We start from the raw sequence: 21,344 nt of genomic DNA on the forward strand, positions 1-21,344 counted from the left end.
CAGCCATCATGGGATGGTGTCGCAGCGTGCCGCCAGCCCAGCCCGTGTCCTCGTCGTCGACGACGACCGGGCGGTCCGCGAGTCGCTGCGGCGGTCGCTGGAGTTCAACGGCTACGACGTGCACCTGGCCAGCGACGGCGCCGAGGCCCTGGCGGGCATCGGCGCGGTCGCGCCCGACGTCGTGGTGATGGACGTGATGATGCCCAAGCTCGACGGCCTGGAGGCGACCCGGGCGCTGCGCGCCGCCGGCAACGACGTGCCGGTCCTCGTGCTGACCGCGCGGGACGCGGTCGGCGACCGGGTCGAGGGGCTCGACGCGGGCGCCGACGACTACCTCGCCAAGCCGTTCGCGCTGGAGGAGCTGCTGGCACGGCTGCGCGCCCTGCTCCGACGGATCGCGCCCACCGAGGAGGGCGCCGACGAGGAGGTGCTCACCTTCTCCGACCTGACCATGAACGTCACCACCCGCGAGGTGACCCGCGGCTCCCGTCCGATCGAGCTGACCCGCACCGAGTTCACGCTGCTGGAGATGTTCCTGCGGCGTCCGCGGCGGGTGCTCGACCGCAGCTTCATCCTCGAGGAGGTCTGGGGCTACGACTTCCCCACCACCGCGAACTCCCTCGAGGTCTACGTCGGCTACCTGCGTCGCAAGACCGAGGCCGGTGGCGAGCCGCGGCTGATCCACACCGTGCGCGGCATCGGCTACGTGCTGAGAGCGACGGAGTGAGCGGCTGGGGGCTGTCGGCGATCGGCCCCGGTGCCGACGGCCGCTGGCGCTACCGCCGCTCCCTGGCGAGCCGGGTCATCCTGCTGACCACGATCGCGGTCGGCCTCTCGGTCGCCCTCGTCGCGGTCGGCGCCTACATCACCGCCCGGGTGCAGATGCAGCACGCGCTCGACGACTCGCTGCTCGACCGCGCCAACAAGGCGGCGCGCTCCAACACCCTGCTGGAGGCCTCCTCGGCGGGCATCCCGCCGTGGGCGCTCGGCGCCGCCGACGTGCGGATCGCGTTCCTCGACCACGAGGGCACCCCGGTGATCCTCGACCGCGGGCCGCGGATCGAGCTCGGCCGCCCCGAGCTGGAGGTGGCGCAGGGCGACGCCGACCACAGCCTCCGCACCATCGTGATCGCCGGTGAGCGGCACCGGGTGGTCGCCGTACCGACCCGGCAGGAGGGGATCGCGCTGATCATCGCCCAGCCGCTGGCCGACCAGGACCGCACCCTGTCGCGGCTCGGCTGGGTGACCGTCGCCTTCGGGGTGGTGGGCGTGCTCGCCGCCGCGCTGGCCGGGTGGATGGTCGCCAGCAACGGCCTGCGGCCGGTCCGCCGGCTGACCGCCGCGGTCGAGGACATCGCCCGCACCGAGGACCTCCGGCCGCTCCCGGTCGAGGGGGACGACGAGGTGGCGCGGCTGGCCACCGCGTTCAACCACATGCTCACCGCGCTGGACGCCTCGCGGCTGCGCCAGCGGCAGCTGGTGGCCGACGCCTCCCACGAGCTGCGCACGCCGCTGACCGCGCTGCGCACCAACATCGACCTGCTCGCGATGAGCGCCCGTGGCGACGGGTTCGAGGGGCTGCCGCCGAAGGCGCGCGACGAGCTCCTCGACGACGTGCGCGCCCAGATCGAGGAGCTGACCACGCTCATCGGCGACCTCACCGCGCTCGCCCGGGACGAGCCGATGCCGGTCCAGGTGGAGCCGGTCGACCTCGGCGAGGTGGTGGACCACGCCGTGCAGCGGGTGCGGAGGCGGGCCCCGAGCCTGACCTTCGAGGTCTTCACGCGACCATGGTGGGTGATCGGCGAGGCCGCCGAGCTCGAGCGGGCGGTGACCAACCTGCTCGACAATGCTGCGAAGTGGAGCCCCGAAGGAGGCCAGGTGACGGTGCGACTCAGTGACGGCGTGCTGACCGTCGACGACCAGGGACCAGGCATCGCGGAGCCCGACCGGCCGCACGTGTTCGACCGGTTCTGGCGCTCCCCCGACGCCCGCACCATGCCCGGTTCCGGCCTCGGCCTGGCGATCGTCCGCCAGGTGGCCGACCGCCACTCCGGCACCGTCCAGGCCACCGAGAACGCCAGCGGCGGCGCCCGCCTCGTGCTCCGCCTCCCCGGCCGGGAGAGCGCCCATGCCTGACCCGAGGCGGCAGGTTCCGGCGCACGAGGTGGCAGGTTCCGGCGCACGAGGTGGCAGGTTCCGGCGCGCGAGGTGGCAGATTCCGGCGCGCGAGGTGGCAGGTTCCGGCGCACGAGGTGGCGCGTTCCGGCGTACGACGTGCGCGGCGCTCGCCGCGCTCCCGGCCCTCGTGCTCGCGGCCTGCGGGGGTGAGGACGTCGGCGCCAAGCCCGACCTCCCGACCGAGCCGCCGGCCCGGTGGAACCCCTGCGACGCCCTCGACAGCGCCTTCGTGGAGAAGAACTTCGGCTCGGTCGCCGAGGAGCGCAACGGCACGCCCACCAAGCCCGACTGCCGGTTCGCCCCCGAGGAGGAGAGCGGCGAACCGGTGGTCACCGCCAACTACATCCTCTTCCCCGGCAAGCTCGAGGACGCCTGGGAGAGCATGGGCCAGTCGCCCGACGCCGACGTGCGCGAGCCCCGGATCGACGGCGCCGACGCCGCCCGGATCGTGGTCGCGGTCGAGCAGGACCAGCTCTATGTCACCGGGTTCGTGCAGAACGGCGACCTGATCCAGCAGGTCGACGTCGCCGACCCGGCGCCGTTCGCCAAGGCGCAGGTCGTCGCCGGGGTGCGTACGACGCTCGCCCGGCTCTCCGACCACGCCAACGCCGCCGGCGTCGGCAAGGCGGACCCCTCGGCCGAGTGAGGCCGCGGCACGTCCGAGCGCCGGTTGGCCGGCTGGCTGGTGACCGGTGACCGGTCGCCGGTGGCCGGTCAGGCCAGCTGCACGGCGGCGACGCCGTCGTACGGGTTCACCCCGCTCAGCGTGCCGGTCGACCGGGTGGGCCGCATCCGGAGGAACCGCTGGCTGACGTGGTGCCCGCCACCCAGGTCGGCCGCCATCGCGGTCGCGTGCGCACCGGGCTTGTAGGCGAAGGCACGGGAGTCGGCCGCCGTGCGCCAGGCGCTCACCGAGGTGGTGTTGCGTGGCGAGCTGAAGAACCCGAGCCCGCCGAGGTATCCCGGCGCGGCGAACGCCTGTCCGGCGGCGCGGATGCTGCCCCGCACGAACTCCGGGAGGTGCCGGCTGCGCAGCTCACCGCTGATGAACACCACCACCGGCTGGTCCTTCGGCAGCGGGCGGTCGGACTCGGGGCTCGGCTCCCACCCGCGCCACCGGGTGTCGTGGGTGCCGAAGCCCAGCGGGCCGCGGACGTGCCAGTGCTCCCGCGCCCCCTCGGCGAGGGTGCGGAGCAGCGGTGCGGAGTCCGCGGCGTCCTCACTGGTCCACGCGGCGAGGACGCCGAGCCGACGGAGCGTGTAGGGGAACTCCTTCCCCGTGTCGGTGAAGTTGCCGGTCGTGCCGGGCACGATGCCGCGACATCCGGGCGGGAGCGGCGCCCGCGCGAGGTGGAGCAGGGCCCGGGCGGCACCTCGGGCCGGCCGGTCGACGACGTCGAAGGTCAGGAAGTCCGCCATCGGCCGAGCGTAGATCCGCGGCCGCGGGCGCGGGGAGGCTCGCCGGCGAGACTTGACCGTCCGGTCCAGACCGCGGCCCGATCGGGCAGCCAGCACAGCCGCGGCCACAGGCCGGTCACGCGCAGGCCAGGTCGGCGGCCGGCCAGGCCTCCACGGCCGCCGGGCGGCCGACGTAGGCACGGTCGCCGCTGGGCGACGTCCACAGCCGGTCCCTGCCGCGGCTGAACCCGGTGCGTACGGCGTCCCGCGGCAGGGGCATCGAGTCGACGTACTCACCGTCCACCCACTCCTGGAGCCCCGGCTGCGGCCGCCGCACGTAGCTGCGCTCGCCGAGGGCGAGGAAGGTCATCGACTGCCAGTCGCAGTGCGCGGGACCGGCGTAGGAGACCACCTCCGTGGTCGGCGCCGGCTCCCCGGCGGTGCCGGTCCACAGCTGGTAGCCCAGGTCGCGCGCCACCTCCGGGCCGAGCTCGGCGACGTCGCAGCGGGCGTACGACTCGACGTACCACCCGTCGCCCCCGGCGCCGTCGGTCGCGTCGCCGTCGTGGACGACGACCGCCGCCACGATCCGGCCGTCGCGGCGGTGGGCGAACATCACCCGGTCACGGTCGCGGGCCACCTCCGCCAGCTCGACCTCGGGGAGGTCGATGGCCCCCTCGGACCTCGCCGTGACGAGCGCCGACTCGGGGTCGTCGCTGGTGGCACCCTCGGCGTAGACGGCCGCGTCCTCGAGCACGCCGGCCCGCGCTCCGTGCCGGCAGTCCACGGCCGCGCCGGCGGCGCCGTGCCGGCCCTCGGAGAGCTGCAGCGGTCCGTCGTACGACGCCCCGGCGGGCTCGTCCGCGCCCCGCTGCCCCCGCTCGCCCTGACCGCAGGCCACCAGGAGCAGCGCTGTCATCAGGATCCACGTCCACGCCGGTGTGCGCATGTCGCTCCTCGCGTCGGGGGTCTGCTCATCCTGACGTGCCGGAGCGGTGGCTGGTTCCGGTCGCCGGTCAGGGCGCGCTCGGATCGACCGCCTGCAGCACCCGGGCCGCCTTCCAGCGGGTCTCGTCGTACTCCTCGACGACGTCGCTGGCGACCGTGATCCCGCCGCCGGTGCCGAGGACCCAGTCGCCCCCGGCGGTCGTGAGGGTCCGGATCACCACGCCGAGGTCCGCCCGGCCGTCCCCGGAGACCCAGCCGAAGGCGCCGCTGTAGGCGCCACGCGGCGTGGCCTCGACCTCGCCGATGATCTCCATGGTCCGCAGCTTCGGCGCGCCGGTCATCGATCCGGCCGGGAACAGCGCCTTGAGCGCCGCGACGGTGGAGACGTCGTCGCGCAGCCGGCCGCGCACGGTGGAGACCAGCTGGTGCACCGACGCGTAGGACTCCACCTCCATCAGCACCGGCACCTCGACCGACCCCACCTCGCAGACCGTCGCCAGGTCGTTGCGCAGCAGGTCGACGATCATCAGGTTCTCGGAGCGGTACTTCGGGTCGCTCGCGAGGCGGTCGCGCGCCGCCGCGTCCTCCTCCGCCGTGCTGCCGCGGGGGGTGGTGCCCTTGATCGGCTTCGCCTCCAGCAGCCGGTCGCCCGTCACCAGCGCGTAGCGCTCCGGCGAGGAGCTCAGCAGCCACGCCCGGGCCCCCTCGACGTCGTGCTGCAGGAACCCGGCGTACGGCGCCGGGTTGATCGCCCGCAGCCGGAGGTAGGCGTCGGCGGGCGAGGTGGCGGCCGGAGCGGCGGCTGCCGGCACCCGCAGCCGGTGGGTCAGGTTGACCTCGTAGGAGTTGCCGGCGTGGAGGTGTTCCTGCACGCGGGCGAACGCGGTGGCGTAGTCGGGGGGTGGGGTGGCGGGGCTGCAGGAATCACCGGTCAACCGGTGATTCCTCGACTTCGCGGCCATTGCAATGCCCGAGAGGTGCGAGGAAACCTCCGAGGAGCCGTGCTCGAACCGCCGCACGTGGCTGGGCCGCATCCACACCGCGTCGGGCAGGTCGGGGTCGGGCGCGGCGGGAAGGTCGGGCCGCGCGGCGTAGCCGAAGTAGCCGAACCACTGGTCCCGCGACGAGCCGGCCGCCAGCTCCTCCTCGAGTACGACGAACGGGTCGTCCCCGACCACGACGGAGCGCCCCGCGGCGTGGCGGGTGACCTCGCGAGCGGCGGCGTCGTAGGTGAGGGAGACGTCGTCGTCGTCGAGCCAGCCGACGATCGACTGCCGGCGCGACCAGTTGCGCGCGCCACCGCCGTCGAGCCACACGCAGCGAGCGCGGCTGGACTGGACGCGGGTGAACGCCTCGACCGCGTCGGCCTCGCTCATCGTCCGGCGCCGCTCAGGAAGTTGGCCACCAGTCGCGCGCCGTGCTCGGTGAGCACCGACTCCGGGTGGAACTGCACGCCCATCACCGGCAGCGTGGCGTGCTCGACCGCCATGGTGAGGCCGGACTCCGCGTCGACCGCGGTCACCCGCAGCACGTCGGGGAGGCCCAGCACCGCCAGCGAGTGGTAGCGGACCGCCCGGAACCGGTCCGGGACGCCCGCGAACAGCCCGGTCCCGTCGTGGTCGACGGTCGCCGTCACGCCGTGCCCCGGCGGCACCCGGTCGACCGCGCCGCCGTACGCGGTCACGATGCCCTGCATGCCGAGGCACACGCCGAGCACCGGACGGCTGCCGTCCCGGAGAACCTCACGGCCGACGGCGAAGTCGCGCTCCACCGCGGGGTGGCCGGGCCCCGGCGAGAGCACGACGAACTCGTGGGCGAGCACCTCCTCCGGGGTGCAGGCGTCGTGCTGCACCACCGTGGGCAGGGTGCCGGTCACGCCGGCCACCAGGTGCACCAGGTTCCACGTGTAGGAGTCGTGGTGGTCGACGACCACCACGTCCGGCACCCGCATCAGCCGGTCACGCGGGCAGCAGCACCGAGCACACGAGGTCGTGCACGATGTCGAACCCGCGCTCGGTGAGGATCGACTCGGCGTGGAACTGCACGCCCCGGTAGTGCGGCCCGGCGACCGCGTGCACGTCGCCGGTCCCGCCGTCGGTGTCGACGGTGACGCCACCGGGAAGCACCGTGTCCGCGCCGGGCCTCCCCACGAAGGTGTTGTAGAACCCCACCTTCTCCGGCCGGCCGCCCACGACGACGTCGGCCTGCGTGCCCTGGAAGACGATGTCCTTGTAGGCCAGCGGGATGCCGAGCTGGTGGCACAGTGCCTGGTGGCCCAGGCACACGGCGAGGAACGGTCGCTCGGCCGCGAGCAGCGCGGCGACGGCCGCGCGCAGGTTGGCCATCTTGGGATCGGTGTCGTCGCGCGGGTCGCCCGGACCGGGGCCGACGATGACCAGGTCGTAGCCGTCCAGGCAGCCCTCGACGTAGTCGTCGTGGCGGACGACCGCGCTGCTCATCCCCATCCGGGTGAGCATGTGGCGCAGCATGTTCACGAAGTCGTCCTCGCCGTCGAGGATCACCGCGGACCGGCCGATCAGCCGCGGGTCGACCGGGGTGCCGGCCTGGTCGGCGAGCCAGAAGCCGGAGAGCCGGCTGTTGCGGCTGTGGAGCGCGATCAGCACGTCCTCGTCGGCGACCAGCTCGGACACGGCGACGTCGGGCACCGGCGCGGCCGGCACCAGCCCGAAGGCCGACAGGATGCCGCCGGCCTTGGCGTGGGTCTCGGCGACCTCGTACGCCGGGTCGGAGTCGCGCACCAGGGTCGCACCGGCCGTGACCCGCAGCCGGCCGTCGAGGTCGACGTCGGCGGTGCGGATCACGATCGGGCTGTCGACGACCGGCTCCCCCTCGGGGTCGCGGCCGAAGAGCGCCAGCGCGGCGCCGTAGTAGCCGCGGCCCTCCGCCTCGTACCGCCGGATCAGCCGGCACGCGTTCTCCACCGGCGAGCCGGTGACGGTGGCGGCGTACATGGTGTCGCGCAGCACCTCGCGGACGTCGCGCGTGGTGCGGCCGGCGAGGAGGTACTCGGTGTGGATCAGGTGCGTCATCGGCTTGAGGAACGGGCCGAGCACCTGGCCGCCCTCGGTGCAGATGTCGCACATCATCTTCAGCTCCTCGTCGACGACCATGAAGAGCTCGTAGATCTCCTTCTCGTCGCGCAGGAACTCGCGCAGCCGCGCCTCGGTGCCGCGGGTCTCCCCGGCCGGCGGGCGGAGGTGGAAGGTCCCCGAGATCGGGTTCATCCGTACGTCGCCGCCGTGGACGCTGACGTGGCGCTCGGGGCTGGCCCCGATCAGGTAGCGGTCGCCGGTGAAGAAGACGTAGGTCCAGTAGGCGCCGCGCTCCCGCTCGAGCAGCCGGCGGTAGACCGTCAGCGCCCGCTCCGCGCTCCAGTCGGCGACGGCCGCGCGGTAGTTGCGGCCGACGACGAGGTTGGCGCCCTCGCCCTGGCCGATCTCCTCCTCGATGATCGCCTCGACGACCTTGGCGTAGTCGTCGTCGCCGGTGTCGAACCCTCCGCGGTCGGCGAACTCGATGCCGGTGTCGTCGATCGCGGCGACCACGTCGGCGACCGAGAACTCGTGCTCGGTCTGCACGTCGACGACCACGAGCGGGGTGCCGTCGTCGTGGGCCTCGAAGCCGCGCTCGGCCACCTGCCGGAACGGTACGGCGACCAGCCGGTCGGCCGTCCGGCCCGGCTCGGGGACGCCGGTCTCGAGCGGGATGTCCAGGATCGACTCGGCCACCCAGCGGCTGCCGCCGAGCACGCCGACCGTGTCGCGGTCACCCGCCCGGGTGGAGCGCCGGATGATCGCCCACGCCTCGTGCCCCTGGACGGCCGCGATGGCTTCCCGGGCGGTGAGGGTGGTCTGCTCCATGGCCGAAGCCTAAGCCGGGCCCGGCGGCGGTGGCCCGGCGGTTTCGCCCTGCGGCCGGGCCGGTGCCGGCGGCTCCCCGTCGGGACCGCCGGCGAGCGGGTCGGCCGGGAGGTCGGCCGGGTCCACCCGCTCGGTCGGCACCCACTGGTGCGCACTCCCCAGGAAGGTGTGCACGAACCCGCAGCGGACGCAGATCGCCCCGTCGGCGGACTTGTTGAGCCAGTCCAGGTCGAAGAAGGTCATCCCGGTCGTGGTCATCTTGATCTCCCGCTGCGCGAACACCAGGCCCGCGCACACGTGGCAGGACAGGAACCGCTGCGTCGGGATCACGAACACGTGCATGCCGCGACTGTAGGCGCTGCCGCCGGCGAAGTACCGTCCCCTCGTGGCTCCGCCCGCGCCCCCCTCCCCCCTCGCCTCGCCTCCGTTCCGATACCTGGTCGGCGGCCTCGTCGTCAGCGGGCTCGGCTCCGCGATGACCCCCGTCGCCCTCGCGTTCGCGGTGCTCGGGCTCGGCGGCTCCGCGACCGACCTCGGACTGGTCGTCGCCGCCTTCGCCGCGGCCGAGGTGATCACCACGCTGTACGGCGGCGTCCTCGGCGACCGCCTGCCCCGCCAGCTGCTGCTCCAGGGCTCGGCCGCCGCGACGTGCGTCAGCCAGAGCATCTGCGCCGCCGTGCTGATCACCGGCCACGGCTCGCTGTGGTTCCTCACGCTGATCGGCGTCGTCAACGGGTGCCTCGGCGCCCTCTCCCGGCCGGCCTCCGCGGCGCTGACCCGGCTGACGGTCACCCCGGCGCAGCTGGCCCGGGCCGTCGCGCTGCGCAGCCTGGCCAACGAGTCGGCGTACGCCGTCGGCTTCGCGCTGGCGGGCATCGTGGTGGCCGTGGCCGGGCCCGGCTGGGCGATCGCCGTCGACGCCGCGTCGTACGGCGCGGCCGCTGTGCTGTTCTCCCTGATCCGGGTGGAGGGCAGCGTCCGGGGCGAGCGCCAGCGGATCGGCGCGGAGCTGGCGGCGGGCGCGCGCGAGGTGCTCCGCCACACCTGGCTGTGGCTGCTGATCGGGCAGGCGCTGCTCTACCACCTGCTCTACAGCGGCGTGCAGGGCGTGCTCGGGCCGATCCTCGTCGGCGAGGAGTGGGGCGAGGAGGCGTGGGGCTGGTCGCTGTCGGCGCTGATGGCCGGCTTCGTCGTCGGCGGTCTGGTCGCCCTGCGGTGGCGGCCACGCCACCTGCTGCGCTGGGGCGTGGTGGTGCTGTCCCTCACCGCCGCCTTCCCGCTGGCGATGGCGCTCTCCCCGTCGCTGCCGCTGGTGCTCGCGGGCGCGGCGGCGCACGGGATCGGCCTGCAGCTGTTCAGCGTGAGCTGGGACCTGGCGATCCAGGAGAACGTCGCCGAGGAGATGCTGGCCCGCGTCTACTCCTTCGACCTGGCGGGATCCTTCGTGTGCCGCCCGATCGGGCTGGTGCTCACCGGACCGGTGTCGGCGGCGGTGGGGATGGACCGGTGGCTGGTGGTCGTCGCCGCGGTGATGGGACTGAGCGCGCTGGCGGCCCTGGCGGCGCCGTCGGTGAGGCAGCTGACCCGCCGGCCGGTCACCGCAGCCGAGACCGTGCCGGGATGAACGGCGCCGCGCCCGGCTCGCCGACCTCGACGTCGAGGATCACGTGGTGCGAGGCGTTGCCGACGATGGCGGACTGGTTGGCCACGAGCAGCCGGGTGCCGAGGAACGTCGCGTTGGACGGGCTGTCGAACGGCACCGCCGACCCGTTGCTGCCGACCAGCGGCGCCTTCGGGAAGCGGTCGCGCACGGCGCCGTCCGGCCCCAGCTTCACGACCTGGTTGGTGCCGAGCAGCGCGACGTAGATGTTGCCGGCCGCGGAGATGCCGAACCCGTCGGGCAGGTCCAGCGGGCCTGACGTCCACAGCGTGCGGAGCGCGCCCGGGCTGCCGTCCGCGCGCACCGGCAGCCGGTAGAGGTGGCCGCGGAGCAGGTCGAGCGGGTCGGTCGTGGTCTGCTGGCTGATCAGGAACGCGCGGCGGTCCGGCTCGTAGACCAGGCCGGTGGTGCCGAACTGCAGGCCGGCGAGCGCGAGCGAGCGAAACCACGCCCGCGGCGTGCCGCCGGCGGCCGGGATCCGCCAGATCACGTCCTGGCCGTAGTCGCTGACGTAGAGGCCGCCGTCCGGCCCCCACGTCGCGTAGTTGGGGATCGGGTGCCCGCCACCGGGGAGGTCGGGGATGGTCGCCTGCACCCGGAAGCGCCCGGTCGTGACGTCCAGGGTCAGCACCCGTCCGCGGGACTTCTCCAGCAGCACCAGCCGGCCGCGGGCGTCGGAGGTCGCCACCTGCACGCCCCGCGGCGCGGCGAGGTCCTGGCCGGGCACGGTCCACGAGCGGAGCAGGGTCCCGGACGCCGTCCACTCGAAGACCCGCGAGCGCATCGCGTCGCCGGTCGGGTTGGTGTAGGTCGCGGCGTAGACCCGCCCGTTGGGGTGCACGTGCACGTAGGCCGGGAAGCCCGGCTTCGGCACGTTCGCGAAGACCCGGGTGTGCCAGACCGGTCGCTCGGCCGCGGCGGCCGGGAGCAGCCCGACCGTGGCCAGCAGCGCCGCGACGACCCCCAGCAGCGTCGTACGACGCAGGGCGGCGCGGCTCACAGCCGCTCCACCACCTCGGTGGCGGCCCGCTCGCCCGCGCGCACCGCGCCGTCCATGTAGCCGGTCCAGTACGTCGAGGTCTCGGTGCCGGCCCAGTGCACCCGGCCGAAGGGCCGGCGGATGTGGCGCCCGTGGCCGGCCAGCACGCCGGGCGGGCAGATCGCGACCGGTCCGCCGCGGGTCCACTGCTCGTGGGTCCAGTCCTGCTCGGTGTACTCGATCGGCCGGAGCGCCCGGTCGCCGAACATCGTCGCGAACCCGGCGAGGACGGCCTTGCGCCGCTCGTCACGGGAGAGGGTGCCGTAGCGGCGCCAGGTCGACCCGCCGACGAAGGCCAGCAGGATGCCGTGGTCGGTGTCGGTGACCCCGTTGTCGAAGGCGACCCGGACGGCGCCGGAGTCGGAGACGCCGAAGCCGGTCAGCCCGTCGGCACGCCAGAACGGCGTGTCGTAGACCGCGTCGCACTTCATCAGCCGGCCCATCTGCATCCGCTCCAGCAGGGTGCGCCGTCCGGTCGGGAGCCCGGGCGCCCAGTCGATGTCGAGCACCTGCTTGGGCGGCGCGGCGACGACGACCCGGCGGCACGACACCCGCCCGCGGGTGGTGTGCACCCGCACCCGCCCGTCGACGTGCTCGATCCTGGTGACCGCCGCCGACAGCGCCACCCGGTCGCCCAGCCGGCGGGCCAGCGTCAGCGGGATCCGCTGCGAGCCGCCGACGAAGCGGCTCTCCTGCGCCCCGCCGACGGTGTCGGAGTTGCGCTCGAAGGTCCCGACGTGGGTCTCGTCGCCGGAGCAGGCGAGGTAGTGGATCACGAAGAGCATGGACAGCTGGTCGGGGTCGGCACCGAAGGTCGGCTGGGTCCACGACTTCATCAGGTTGTCGATGCCGCGGCTGTTGAGCGTGTTGCGCCGCACCCAGTCGCCCAGCGTGATCGCGTCCCACTCGGCCGCGCGCGGGTGGGCCCAGGGGGCGTCGACCGGCATGTCGGCGGCGAAGCCGTTGAGCCGCCGCAGCGCCACGGCCGCGTCGAGCAGGATCGTCGGGTCGGGCGGGACGGTGCCGGTGTACTCCTGCCGGCCCAGCAGCGAGGAGACGTAGACGTTCTTGCCGGTGACGTACTCGTCGAAGGTGGCGACGCCGAGGTCGGCGGCCAACCCCTTGATGTGACCCTGCGTCGGCCCGACGAACGCGCCGCCCGCCTCGATGGTGCCGCCGGTCGCGAGCTCGTGGTTGAGCACCCGGCCGCCCACCCGGTCCCGGGCCTCGACCACGAGCACCGAGTGGCCGGCCCGCGCCACCTCGCGGGCCGCCACGAGCCCGGAGATCCCGCCCCCGACGACGACCACGTCGACCCGTCGGGGCAGCGGTCCCTGGAGCGTCGCCGCGTGCACCTGCTGCTCGAGGACGTCGGTGGCCAGCAGCCCGAGGGCGGCCGCCCCGCCGGCCAGCGCGCCGCCGGCGAGGAGTCCGCGGCGGCCCAGGTCGAGGGTCGGTCGTCGGGTCGCCATGGATCCTCCTCGGCCGTCTCGCCACGGGGCGAAACATGAATGTGTGTCAGGTTCGGGTTCTGAGGCTACACTCCCGCCATGTCCACCGCCAGCGTCTCGAGCCGGCGCCGGGTGCCGACCCAGGCCCGCTCCCGCGAGCGGGTCGAGCGGATCCTCGACGCGGCCTCGCAGATCGTGCTCGCCGAGGGCGTCGACGGCCTCAGCACCCGCTCGATCGCCGAGGCGGCCGGCCTGCCGGTGGCCTCGCTCTACCAGTACTTCTCCGACAAGGAGGCCGTGCTGCTCGCGATCTGCGAGCGCGACATGGCCGAGATGGACGAGCAGGTGGCCGGCGACCTGGCCGCCGTGCAGGAGCTGGGCGAGCTCAGCATCGAGCGGATGGTCGAGACCGCGATGCGCGCCTTCGTCACCGTCTACCACCGCCGTCCGGCCTTCATGCGGATCTGGATGCGCGGGCGCACCAACCAGGCGGTCTACGACTACGGGCGCCACCACAACCGGCGGATCGCCGACAACCTCCTCGCCTTCGGGCTCGAGACCGGCCTGGTCGACGGGCGGCGGTTCACCCGCGAGGAGCTGACCGCGGTCGCCGAGCTGGCCGTCGAGGTCGGCGACCGCGCCTTCCAGCTGGCGTTCGAGCGGGACCCGCGCGGCGACGCCTTCGTGGTCGAGCAGGCGATCGAGCTGGTCAGCGGCTACCTCCGGCGGATCGCCGCGTGATCCCCCACTCCGGCGCGGAGCTCCGGGAGCGCCTCCGCTCCGACGTGGCCAGCGCCGCCCGCCGGCTCGCCGACGCCGGCCTGCTGATCGGCACGGCCGGCAACGTGTCGGCGCGCGCCGGTGACCTGGTCGCCGTCACCGCCACCGGCGTCGCCCTCGGCTCGTGCTCCGCACAGGAGGTGACGGTCGTCGACCTCGCCGGCCGCGTCGTCGAGGGCGACCTCGCGCCGACGTCCGAGCTGTCCCTCCACCTCGGGGTGTACGCCGACGGGCCGGCCGGCGCGGTGGTGCACACGCACGCGCCGTACGCCACGGCCCTCGCCTGCGTGCTCGACACGCTGCCGGTGCTGCACTACCAGCAGCTGGCGCTGGGCGGGGAGGTCCGGGTAGCGCCGTACGCGACCTTCGGGACGGCCGAGCTGGCCGGCCACGTCCGCGCCGCCCTCGACGGCCGGAGCGCCGCCCTGCTGGCCAACCACGGCTCGGTGGCGCTCGGCGGCTCCCTCGACCAGGCCGTCGACAACGCGCTGCTCCTGGAGTGGCTGTGCCAGCTCCACCACCGCGCCAGCGCCCTCGGCACCCCCCGCGTGCTGACCGCCGAGCAGCAGGCCGACGTGGTGCGCGCCGCGCTGGAGCGCGGCTACGGCTCGACCCGCCCGATCCCTCCGGAGGACCCCGCATGACCGACCCCTCGCAGCCGACCGTCGCCGCCGTCGGCGTCCACGTGCTCGACACCCACGTCGTCGGCGTCGAGTCGATCCCGGACGGCTCGGCCGGGCAGGTGGTGGAGACGATCCGGATGTCGCCGGCCGGGACCGCCGGCGGCACCGCCGTGGTGCTCGCTCGGCTCGGCGCGAGCGTGCGCAGCCTGGGCGCCATCGGGGCGGACCCGATCGGCGACACCCTCGTGGCGCTGCTGCAGCGGGAGGGCGTCGACACCACCGGGCTGGTGCGCAAGCCGGACGCCCAGACCTCCGCGTCGGTGCTGCCGGTGCGGCCGAACGGCGACCGGCCGGCGTGGCACTGCATCGGCGCCAACGGCGCCTTCACGCTGGCCGACCTCGCCCCCGACGCGCTCGACGGCGTCACCCACCTCCATCTCGGCGGCCCCGAGTTCCTCGGCGGCGAGGCCGCGGCCGAGCTCCTCGGCCGCGCCCGCGCCGCGGGCGTCACCACGTCGGTGGACGTGCTCGCTCCCGGCGACCCCGACCTGCTGGCCTGGATCGAGGCGGCGCTGCCGCACACCGACTTCCTGCTGCCCAACGACGAGCAGGTCCTCGGCTTCACCGGGGCGTCGTCGCTGGCCGACGGCGCCCGGGCCCTGGTCGCCCGCGGCGCCGGCTGCGTCGCGGTCACCCAGGGCCGGCGTGGTGCCCTGGTCGCGACCGCCGACGGCGTCACCGAGGTGCCTGCGTACGCCGTGGAGGTGGTCGACACCACCGGCTGCGGCGACGCCTTCTCCGCCGGCTTCCTGCGCGGGCTCTCGCTCGGCCGGCCGCCGGTCGACGCGGCCCGGCTCGGGTGCGCGACGGCGGCCCAGGTCGCCGGCGGGCTCGGCACCGACGCCGGCAGCTACACCCTGGCCAGCGTGCAGGAGTTCCTCGAGCAGGCCGATCCGCTCCCGCGTGATTGACCGGGTGCCGAGGTGGGTAGGCGGGCGTTCGTCCCCCCGCCACCGGATCTCGGAGTCTCCCCATGGGCATCGACCTCGTGCACGAGGCGCTCGACAAGGCCAAGGCCGACGTGCGCGCCGCCGCGTCGGAGCTGCGCACGACGCGGACCAGCATCAACGACCGGGTCAACGGCTTCCTCGGCGACGGCTGGACCGGCGTCGCCGCGGCGTCGTTCGTGCCGGCCTGGAACGACTGGCTCGACGGCGCCCTCGACATGGAGGAGGGCCTGGTCGCCACCGCTGAGCTCCTCGACGCCTTCCACCGCGACATGCGCGCCCAGGACGGCGAGAGCCAGCGCCAGCTCGACGCCATCTCCGCGCGGATCATCGACAGGCTGAGCGGCGATGACTGACGAGGACGAGTTCACCGTCGACCCCGCCGAGCTCGACCAGATCATCGCCGAGCTCAAGACCAGCCGCCGCACGCTGGGCCGGCTCCTCGACGACCTGCGCCAGCAGATGCGCACGCTGCAGGCGACGTGGGAGGGCCTCTCCGCGGACGCCCAGGCGGTGGCACAGGCCGAGTGGGAGCAGGGCATGAGCGAGATGAACGACGCCCTCGACGACCTGATCACGGCCAACCGGATCGCGCACGGCAACTACACCGGCGCCGTACGCGCCAACGTCGCGATGTGGCAGGAGCTGTCGTGAACGTCCGGCTCCGGGTCCGCGCCCGCGCCTACGACGACGCCGCCGCCCAGCTCGTCGCCGCCAACCACAGCGCCGCGCAGTGGTACGACGCGTTCGCCGACGTGCTGTCCGGTTACGGCGGGATGGCGGGTGACGACGCCACCTCCACCGAGTTCGCCGCCGAGTACGACGCCTGCGCCACCGAGGCGATGGGCGGGCTCCGCGACCTGGTCGCCGCGGCCGGCAACATGTCGGTCCTCCTCCACGCCTCCGGCTCCAACCACCGTCGCGCCAACCGCGACTCCGTCTGGGAGGGGCCGGTCTACGACGGGGACGACCCGCTGCCGGAGGGCCCGGTCGAGGTCGGCGCCTACACCCCGCCGACGTCCGAGGGCGGGGACAACGAGGACCTCCCGGAGTTCTGGAACCACATCCAGGACCACCTCGAGGGCTTCGCCTGGCCCAACGCCGACGTCGCCAGGCTGCGCGAGGCCGCCACGGCCTGGACCAACCGCGGCTCTTGGATCCTCGGTCTGCAGGACAAGTGCGAGACCGCGATGAACCAGCTCGAGGGCGTCGAGTCCCCCGAGATCCCGATGGCCGTCTCCGCCCTGCAGGTGCTGCGCAGCTCCGTCGGCGACGTCGCCCAGGCGTTCGTCGACACCGGCGCCGCCTGCACCGCCTACGCCGACGAGGTGGAGAACCAGCGGGAGGTGATCAAGGGCATCCTGAGGGACCTCGCCATCGAGGCCGGGATCACCGCGGTCGCGAGCGGCGTGCTGAGCTTCGTCACCTTCGGCGGCAGCGCCCTGGCCGGCGGCGCGATCGCCGGGTGGCGGATCACCGCCGCGGCGCGCAAGATCATCCGGGCCCTGCAGGCGCTCAAGGCGGCGGCCAAGGCCGGCGCCGTCGCCAAGCTCACCGCCGCCGGGGCCAAGGTCCGGTCCCTGCGCGTGAAGCTCGAGCGGTTCGCCCGGGCCCGCAAGGTCGACGCCGTCCCCCAGCGTCCGCAGCGGGTCAACGGCAAGCTGCCGAAGAAGGGCGAGCCCGGGTCCTACGGCTACGACGACGCCGGCAACCGGCTGCCGTACGCCAACAGCCGCCCCGACTACGGCCCCGACCAGATCGAGGACGTGTGGGACAACGCCAAGGACGCCAACGGCGACGTGTGGGTGCTGGACGAGAACGGCAACCGGGTCAAGGTCGAGTGGACGCCCGGCGACCCCCGCAAGGGCGTGTGGGACATGGGGCACAACCCCGGCTCGGAGTACCGCGACCTGCTCGACGACTACCTCAACCACAAGATCAGCAAGGAGGAGTTCCTCGAGCGCTACCGCGACCCGGACAACTACACGGTGCAACATCCCACCCGCAACCAGTCGCACATCGACGAGGCCGGGCGCTAGCCCCGGCCGACCGCCACGAGCGAAGGAGTAGCGTCCCACCATGGGTCTCTTCCGCAAGTCCCGCTCCGTCGAGGAGGGTCAGGAGCTGCGCAGGCTGGCGGCCCGCGGCACCCTCGACGAGTTCCTCGCGAGCTACCGCGCCGCCGACGCGACCGACCCCGAGCTCGGCACCGACCTGCTGTTCGAGTCGGTGCGCAACAAGGACATCGCGGCCCGCACCGGCATCGCGACCCGGCTGCTCGACGACGGCGCCGACGCGACCGCCGAGCGCAGGGGCCTCGGCATCCTCCACCAGCTGCTGACCTACGGCGTGCACGACTTCCCGGCCGAGGTGCCGCTCCTCCAGCGGCTGCTCGCCGAGGGCGCCGACGTCAACCGGGTCGACCCGCGCACCGGCACCCCGCTCGAGGCGCTCGCCGCGCAGTTCAAGTTCAGCGACGACCAGCTCGCCCCGTTCTACGACGTGCTGCTCACCGACCCGCGGCTCGATCCGCTGCAGGACAGCGTCTTCGGCCGCACCGTGCTCGGCAACGTGCGCAACTGGCGCGACGGCCGGCCGCAGCTGGTGGCCCGGCTCGAGCAGCTGCTCGCCGACCGCGGCGTCGCGGTGCCGCCGTACGAGAGCGCCTGAGGGGTAAGCATGGAGTTCATCCCGAAGGCGGGCGCCTGCGTCACCACCAAGAACGTGCTGAGCCGGGCCGGGCGCGTGAAGTGGATGGTGCGCGAGGAGTCGAAGGCCGCCGCCGACAACGGCTGGCGGATCTTCAGCCACCTCGACACCAGCGACTACCTCGCCGACAGCAGCAACTTCCAGATCGTCGACTTCAACACCGTGTGCGAGATCGAGCCGGCGCTGATCGGCATCTGGGACTTCCCGGTCGGCTCCGACCTGCAGATCGTCGACGACGGCGACGGGCTCCAGGTGGTCGAGACCGCCTCCGGCCGGGTCGTGCCGCCGGAGAGCTTCTACGTCCCGCCGCCCTTCCGGGAGTGACCGCCGTGCCCGAGCCCGACTCGATCGAGGAGTTCGCCGGCGACCGTGCCGGCGGCGCCGCGCTGCGCCGCTCGCTGGAGGTGATCGCGCAGCAGTACGCCGGCCACCCGCTCGGCGAGCAGGTCGCCGAGGTGCTGGCCGGCCGGCTCGACATGCGCACCCTGGCCGGCGACCCCGAGTTCGCGACCCTCGCCCACGACGGGATGCGCCGCTTCGCCGAGGAGTGGGAGCGCCTCGACCCCGAGCAGCGCGCCGACCTCCTCGAGCAGGGCCGCCGCGCCGAGGCCGCCATCACCGCCGAGCTCGACGCCCCCCAGCCCCCTTCCTGAGTCGGAGGTCCCGACCCGTCGGATCGGGGGTCAGCTGATCGTGGTGAGGAGCTGGGTGGCGCGGGTGAGCACGACGTAGAGGGTGGCGCGGCCGGTGGCGGACTCGGCCTCGATCTCCTCGGGGCGTACGACGACGATGCCGTCGAACTCCAGGCCCTTGGTGTCCAGTCCGGTGAGGACGACGACCCGGTCGTCGCCGGAGGGGGCGACCGAGGAGTCGACGGCGGCGCGGGCGCCGGGGGCGTCGGCGGCGAGCTCGGGCCAGGACGCCAGCCAGGCGTTGACCTCCGAGCGGCGGGCGACCGGGACCACGACGCCGACGGTCCCGCCGACCTCGGCGGCGATCTCCACCACGGCCCTGCGGGTGGCGGCCTCCAGCTCGTCCCCCTGCGCGAGCCGGACCTCGCGCGGCTCCGCCCCGGTGCGTCGTACGGCGTCGGGCAGGTCGGCGTCGAGCCCGACCCGCTCGGCGTAGGCGGCGGCGTAGGAGTAGATCTCCGCGGAGTTGCGGTAGTTGGTGGAGAGGTGGAACTCGTGCACCGGCTTGCCGGCGAGCGCCTCGGCCCGGGACGCGGCGGCCTCGGCCGGCGCCGGCCACGACGACTGCGCGGGGTCGCCGACGATGGTCCACGACGCCGTGCGCCCGCGACGGCCGACCATCCGCCACTGCATGGGCGTGAGGTCCTGCGCCTCGTCGACGAGCACGTGGGCGTAGCCGTCGTCCTCGATGCTGCTCGTGGGCGGCGTCCAGGCGCGTCCCGACGGGGCGTACTCGCGGTCGGAGGCGGTCATCAGCTCCTGGATGTCGACCGCGCCCTCGATCAGGGCCAGCGGGTCGTCCCGCTCGTCGTCGGTCTTCTGCGGCACGTCGCCCAGCGCGTAGCGCAGCTCGTCGAGGAGCGGCACGTCCTCGATCGAGATCTGGCCGCTGACCGGCCGGGACGGGTCGTAGCCGGCCCACGACTTGAGCAGCAGCCGCTGCTCCTCCGGTGTCAGGATCCCCTCCGCGACCCGGGCCAGGAAGTCGGCGTCGCGCAGCCAGCCGAGCACGGTCGGCGCGTCCAGCGGCGGCCACCACGCGAGGGCGAAGTCGAGGAAGTCCTGCCGGGACAGCAGCTCATCGTTGAACCTCTCGCGGCCCTGCTCCCGGCCGCGCTCACCGCGGACCTGCCGCCAGAGCACGTCGAGCAGGGCGTTGGACACCCGCGGCAGCTGCTTGTTGCGCAGCCCCTGCGACATCAGCTGGCGGCGGAGCTGACCGAGCCTGCCCCGGTCGAGGACCAGGCGGTCGTCGCGCCAGAACACGCGGTACTCCCGCGGACTGCCGGGCGCCTGCTGGCGGGCCGTACGACGCATCACCTCCGCCATCCGCGCGGAGCCCTTGATGTCGGCGACCGCCGGCTCGTCGTGCCGGGTCGCCCGCACGTCGTCGACGACCTCGCCGAGCGAGCGCAGCGCGACCGCGGTCTCACCCAGCGAGGGCAGCACCCGTTCGATGTAGCGCATGAAGACGCCGGACGGGCCGACGACGAGCACGCCGCCGCGCTCGTAGCGCTGCCGGTCGGTGTAGAGCAGGTAGGCGGCGCGGTGCAGCGCGACCACGGTCTTGCCGGTGCCCGGCCCGCCGGAGATCGACACCACGCCCCGCGAGGGCGCGCGGATCGCCTTGTCCTGCTCGGCCTGGATGGTGGCCACGATCGAGTGCATCGACCGGTCGCGTGCGCGAGAGAGCTGCGCCATCAGGGCGCCCTCGCCCACGATCGGCAGCTCCCGGCCGCTGGCCTCCGCCTCGGCGAGCCCCTCGGAGTCGAGCAGCTCGTCCTCGACGCCGGCGACCCTGCGGCCGGTGCTGCGCAGGACCCGGCGCCGGATCACGCCCTGCGGCTCGGCGGCCGTCGCCTGGTAGAACACCGCCGCCGCCGGTGCCCGCCAGTCGATCAGCAGGGAGTCGCGGTTGTCGTCGCGCAGCCCGATCCGGCCGACGTAGCGCGGCTCGGCGTCCACCTGCTCGCGGAGGTCGAGGCGCCCGAAGACCAGCCCCTCGTGGGCGGCGTCGAGCTGGGCGATCCGCTTCGCCGCCTGGAAGACCATCGCGTCCCGCTCGACGAGGCCACCCTCGTGACCGAGCCGACCGCGGGAGTGGCCCTCCTTCGCCAGCTGCTGGGCGGCTCTTCCCGCCTCCTCCAGCTGCCGGTAGACCCGATCGACGAAGGCCTGCTCTGCTGCGACCTCGCGCTCCACCAGCTCATCTGCCACCGACGTGTCCCTGCCCGTCCCACATCAAAGTCCGCTCCCACCCGGTGAGCGGCAAGCACCCAACTCTACAGGTCGCCCTCAGGCAAAGGCTGGTTGAATGGCGAGATCCGGCGCACCCCACGGACATGAGGAGGTCCCGGTGGACACGACGCCCTCGCCATCGGGCCGCAGGCCCAACCGCCGCGGTCTGGCCGCCCGCGAGCACCTGCTCACCACGGCGCTCCGACTGCTCTCCACCGGCCGGCCCGACACCGTCTCGGTCAACCTGGTCGCCAAGGAGGCGGGCCTGAGCTGGGGCTCGGTGCAGAACCAGTTCGGCGACTCCGACGGCTTCTGGGCCTCGGTGATCGAGGCCATCATCGCGGCGGGTCCGGACCACTGGGCCGAGCCGGTCAGCGACGACGTCACCTCGCGGGTGGAGCAGGTGACCGAGCTCTACCGCCGCATGCTCGACTCCCCGGTGGGGACCGCGGTGGAGAACCTGCGCGCGGGCCTGCCGCGACCGCTCGACGTGCTCGCCGAGACGCATCCGCGGACGGCCGCCGCGCTCGCCGAGCTCGACCGACTGTGGGAGCAGGCGTTCCTGCACTTCCTCGAGGGGCTGGAGTTCGACCGCGAGCGGGCGCTCGACGTGGCCGCCGTGGTGCCCAGCGCGCTGCGCGGCCTGCAGGCCGACCAGCGGTTCGGCACGACGGTCGACGTGGAGCGGGCCCACCGCACGCTGGTGGCCGCCCTGACGTCGTACCTCCAGGGCTGAG

Annotated in this window: 23 protein-coding genes; 14 read left to right on the top strand and 9 right to left on the bottom strand. The window is 74.0% G+C overall.

Annotated features, from left to right (window positions below):
- Window positions 1–16 precede the first annotated feature (16 nt).
- The 3 genes from ACPOLA_RS10250 (at window position 17) to ACPOLA_RS10260 (ending at window position 2,827) form a co-directional block, all read left to right on the top strand.
- On the top strand, window positions 17–727 hold the full coding sequence (locus ACPOLA_RS10250; RefSeq protein WP_435770323.1) for a response regulator transcription factor: 711 nt from the start codon (window positions 17–19) through the stop codon (window positions 725–727).
- Window positions 724–2,139, top strand: a complete 1,416-nt coding sequence (locus tag ACPOLA_RS10255) for a sensor histidine kinase (protein WP_435770324.1) — start codon at window positions 724–726, stop codon at window positions 2,137–2,139. The genes ACPOLA_RS10250 and ACPOLA_RS10255 overlap by 4 nt, the downstream gene beginning before the upstream one ends.
- 94 nt (window positions 2,140–2,233) lie before the next feature.
- The gene (locus ACPOLA_RS10260) at window positions 2,234–2,827 is read left to right on the top strand and encodes a hypothetical protein (RefSeq protein WP_435770325.1); all 594 of its coding nucleotides are present in this window, start codon (window positions 2,234–2,236) and stop codon (window positions 2,825–2,827) included.
- 68 nt (window positions 2,828–2,895) lie between these two features.
- Here the strand turns inward: ACPOLA_RS10260 and ACPOLA_RS10265 are convergent, their stop codons facing one another.
- The 6 genes from ACPOLA_RS10265 to ACPOLA_RS10290 form a co-directional block, all read right to left on the bottom strand.
- A complete protein-coding gene (locus ACPOLA_RS10265) occupies window positions 2,896–3,600 on the bottom strand; it encodes a hypothetical protein (RefSeq protein WP_435770326.1) in 705 nt (234 codons plus the stop codon).
- 115 nt (window positions 3,601–3,715) lie between these two features.
- On the bottom strand, window positions 3,716–4,528 hold the full coding sequence (locus tag ACPOLA_RS10270; protein ID WP_435770327.1) for a hypothetical protein: 813 nt from the start codon (window positions 4,526–4,528) through the stop codon (window positions 3,716–3,718).
- 67 nt (window positions 4,529–4,595) lie between these two features.
- Window positions 4,596–5,903, bottom strand: coding sequence for an anthranilate synthase component I family protein (locus tag ACPOLA_RS10275; RefSeq protein ID WP_435770328.1), 1,308 nt, complete (start codon window positions 5,901–5,903; stop codon window positions 4,596–4,598).
- The gene (locus tag ACPOLA_RS10280) at window positions 5,900–6,478 is read right to left on the bottom strand and encodes an anthranilate synthase component II (RefSeq protein WP_435770329.1); all 579 of its coding nucleotides are present in this window, start codon (window positions 6,476–6,478) and stop codon (window positions 5,900–5,902) included. The genes ACPOLA_RS10275 and ACPOLA_RS10280 overlap by 4 nt, the downstream gene beginning before the upstream one ends.
- A 7-nt stretch (window positions 6,479–6,485) precedes the next feature.
- On the bottom strand, window positions 6,486–8,408 hold the full coding sequence (locus tag ACPOLA_RS10285; RefSeq protein WP_435770330.1) for an anthranilate synthase family protein: 1,923 nt from the start codon (window positions 8,406–8,408) through the stop codon (window positions 6,486–6,488).
- A 9-nt stretch (window positions 8,409–8,417) separates the two neighbouring features.
- On the bottom strand, window positions 8,418–8,750 hold the full coding sequence (locus ACPOLA_RS10290) for a hypothetical protein (RefSeq protein WP_435770331.1): 333 nt from the start codon (window positions 8,748–8,750) through the stop codon (window positions 8,418–8,420).
- A 43-nt stretch (window positions 8,751–8,793) separates the two neighbouring features.
- Here ACPOLA_RS10290 and ACPOLA_RS10295 point away from each other — a divergent pair, with 43 nt between their 5' ends.
- Window positions 8,794–10,032 carry an MFS transporter gene (locus tag ACPOLA_RS10295; protein ID WP_435770332.1) on the top strand — a complete coding sequence of 413 codons (1,239 nt, stop codon included), beginning with the start codon at window positions 8,794–8,796 and terminating at the stop codon, window positions 10,030–10,032.
- On the opposite strand, the gene ACPOLA_RS10300 is transcribed toward ACPOLA_RS10295, so the two are convergent.
- Window positions 10,004–11,068, bottom strand: coding sequence for an SMP-30/gluconolactonase/LRE family protein (locus tag ACPOLA_RS10300; protein ID WP_435770333.1), 1,065 nt, complete (start codon window positions 11,066–11,068; stop codon window positions 10,004–10,006). The two genes, ACPOLA_RS10295 and ACPOLA_RS10300, sit on opposite strands and share 29 nt — an antisense overlap.
- On the bottom strand, window positions 11,065–12,579 hold the full coding sequence (locus ACPOLA_RS10305; RefSeq protein WP_435770334.1) for a flavin monoamine oxidase family protein: 1,515 nt from the start codon (window positions 12,577–12,579) through the stop codon (window positions 11,065–11,067). The genes ACPOLA_RS10300 and ACPOLA_RS10305 overlap by 4 nt, the downstream gene beginning before the upstream one ends.
- A 78-nt stretch (window positions 12,580–12,657) precedes the next feature.
- Between ACPOLA_RS10305 and ACPOLA_RS10310 the strand changes: the two genes are divergently transcribed.
- The 9 genes from ACPOLA_RS10310 to ACPOLA_RS10350 all read left to right on the top strand — a co-directional run bounded on the left by ACPOLA_RS10310 (window position 12,658) and on the right by ACPOLA_RS10350 (window position 18,330).
- Window positions 12,658–13,299 carry a TetR/AcrR family transcriptional regulator gene (locus ACPOLA_RS10310; RefSeq protein WP_435770335.1) on the top strand — a complete coding sequence of 214 codons (642 nt, stop codon included), beginning with the start codon at window positions 12,658–12,660 and terminating at the stop codon, window positions 13,297–13,299.
- Window positions 13,296–13,982: a class II aldolase/adducin family protein gene (locus ACPOLA_RS10315; protein ID WP_435770336.1), complete on the top strand. Its 687-nt coding sequence runs from the start codon at window positions 13,296–13,298 to the stop codon at window positions 13,980–13,982. Before ACPOLA_RS10310 ends, ACPOLA_RS10315 begins: the two co-directional genes overlap by 4 nt.
- Window positions 13,979–14,932: a carbohydrate kinase family protein gene (locus ACPOLA_RS10320; protein ID WP_435770337.1), complete on the top strand. Its 954-nt coding sequence runs from the start codon at window positions 13,979–13,981 to the stop codon at window positions 14,930–14,932. Before ACPOLA_RS10315 ends, ACPOLA_RS10320 begins: the two co-directional genes overlap by 4 nt.
- Window positions 14,933–14,994: 62 nt before the next feature.
- Complete coding sequence (locus tag ACPOLA_RS10325; protein ID WP_435770338.1) at window positions 14,995–15,324, top strand: WXG100 family type VII secretion target; 330 nt, start codon at window positions 14,995–14,997, stop codon at window positions 15,322–15,324.
- Complete coding sequence (locus ACPOLA_RS10330) at window positions 15,317–15,622, top strand: WXG100 family type VII secretion target (RefSeq protein WP_435770339.1); 306 nt, start codon at window positions 15,317–15,319, stop codon at window positions 15,620–15,622. The genes ACPOLA_RS10325 and ACPOLA_RS10330 overlap by 8 nt, the downstream gene beginning before the upstream one ends.
- Window positions 15,619–17,007: an HNH/ENDO VII family nuclease gene (locus tag ACPOLA_RS10335; RefSeq protein WP_435770340.1), complete on the top strand. Its 1,389-nt coding sequence runs from the start codon at window positions 15,619–15,621 to the stop codon at window positions 17,005–17,007. Before ACPOLA_RS10330 ends, ACPOLA_RS10335 begins: the two co-directional genes overlap by 4 nt.
- Window positions 17,008–17,047: 40 nt before the next feature.
- On the top strand, window positions 17,048–17,638 hold the full coding sequence (locus ACPOLA_RS10340) for an ankyrin repeat domain-containing protein (protein WP_435770341.1): 591 nt from the start codon (window positions 17,048–17,050) through the stop codon (window positions 17,636–17,638).
- A 9-nt stretch (window positions 17,639–17,647) separates the two neighbouring features.
- Window positions 17,648–18,001 (top strand): DUF2185 domain-containing protein, encoded by a 354-nt coding sequence (locus ACPOLA_RS10345; RefSeq protein ID WP_435770342.1) that lies wholly within the window; start codon window positions 17,648–17,650, stop codon window positions 17,999–18,001.
- Window positions 17,998–18,330, top strand: a complete 333-nt coding sequence (locus ACPOLA_RS10350) for a hypothetical protein (protein WP_435770343.1) — start codon at window positions 17,998–18,000, stop codon at window positions 18,328–18,330. Before ACPOLA_RS10345 ends, ACPOLA_RS10350 begins: the two co-directional genes overlap by 4 nt.
- Window positions 18,331–18,360: 30 nt before the next feature.
- Here ACPOLA_RS10350 and ACPOLA_RS10355 read toward each other — a convergent pair whose 3' ends face one another.
- Window positions 18,361–20,586 (bottom strand): HelD family protein, encoded by a 2,226-nt coding sequence (locus ACPOLA_RS10355; protein ID WP_435770344.1) that lies wholly within the window; start codon window positions 20,584–20,586, stop codon window positions 18,361–18,363.
- Between the two features lie 139 nt (window positions 20,587–20,725).
- Here ACPOLA_RS10355 and ACPOLA_RS10360 point away from each other — a divergent pair, with 139 nt between their 5' ends.
- Window positions 20,726–21,343 (top strand): TetR/AcrR family transcriptional regulator, encoded by a 618-nt coding sequence (locus tag ACPOLA_RS10360; RefSeq protein ID WP_435770345.1) that lies wholly within the window; start codon window positions 20,726–20,728, stop codon window positions 21,341–21,343.
- Window position 21,344: the final 1 nt, after the last annotated feature.

Origin of the sequence: Nocardioides proteolyticus (assembly GCF_051280635.3) — a bacterium.
GTDB lineage: Bacteria > Actinomycetota > Actinomycetes > Propionibacteriales > Nocardioidaceae > Nocardioides.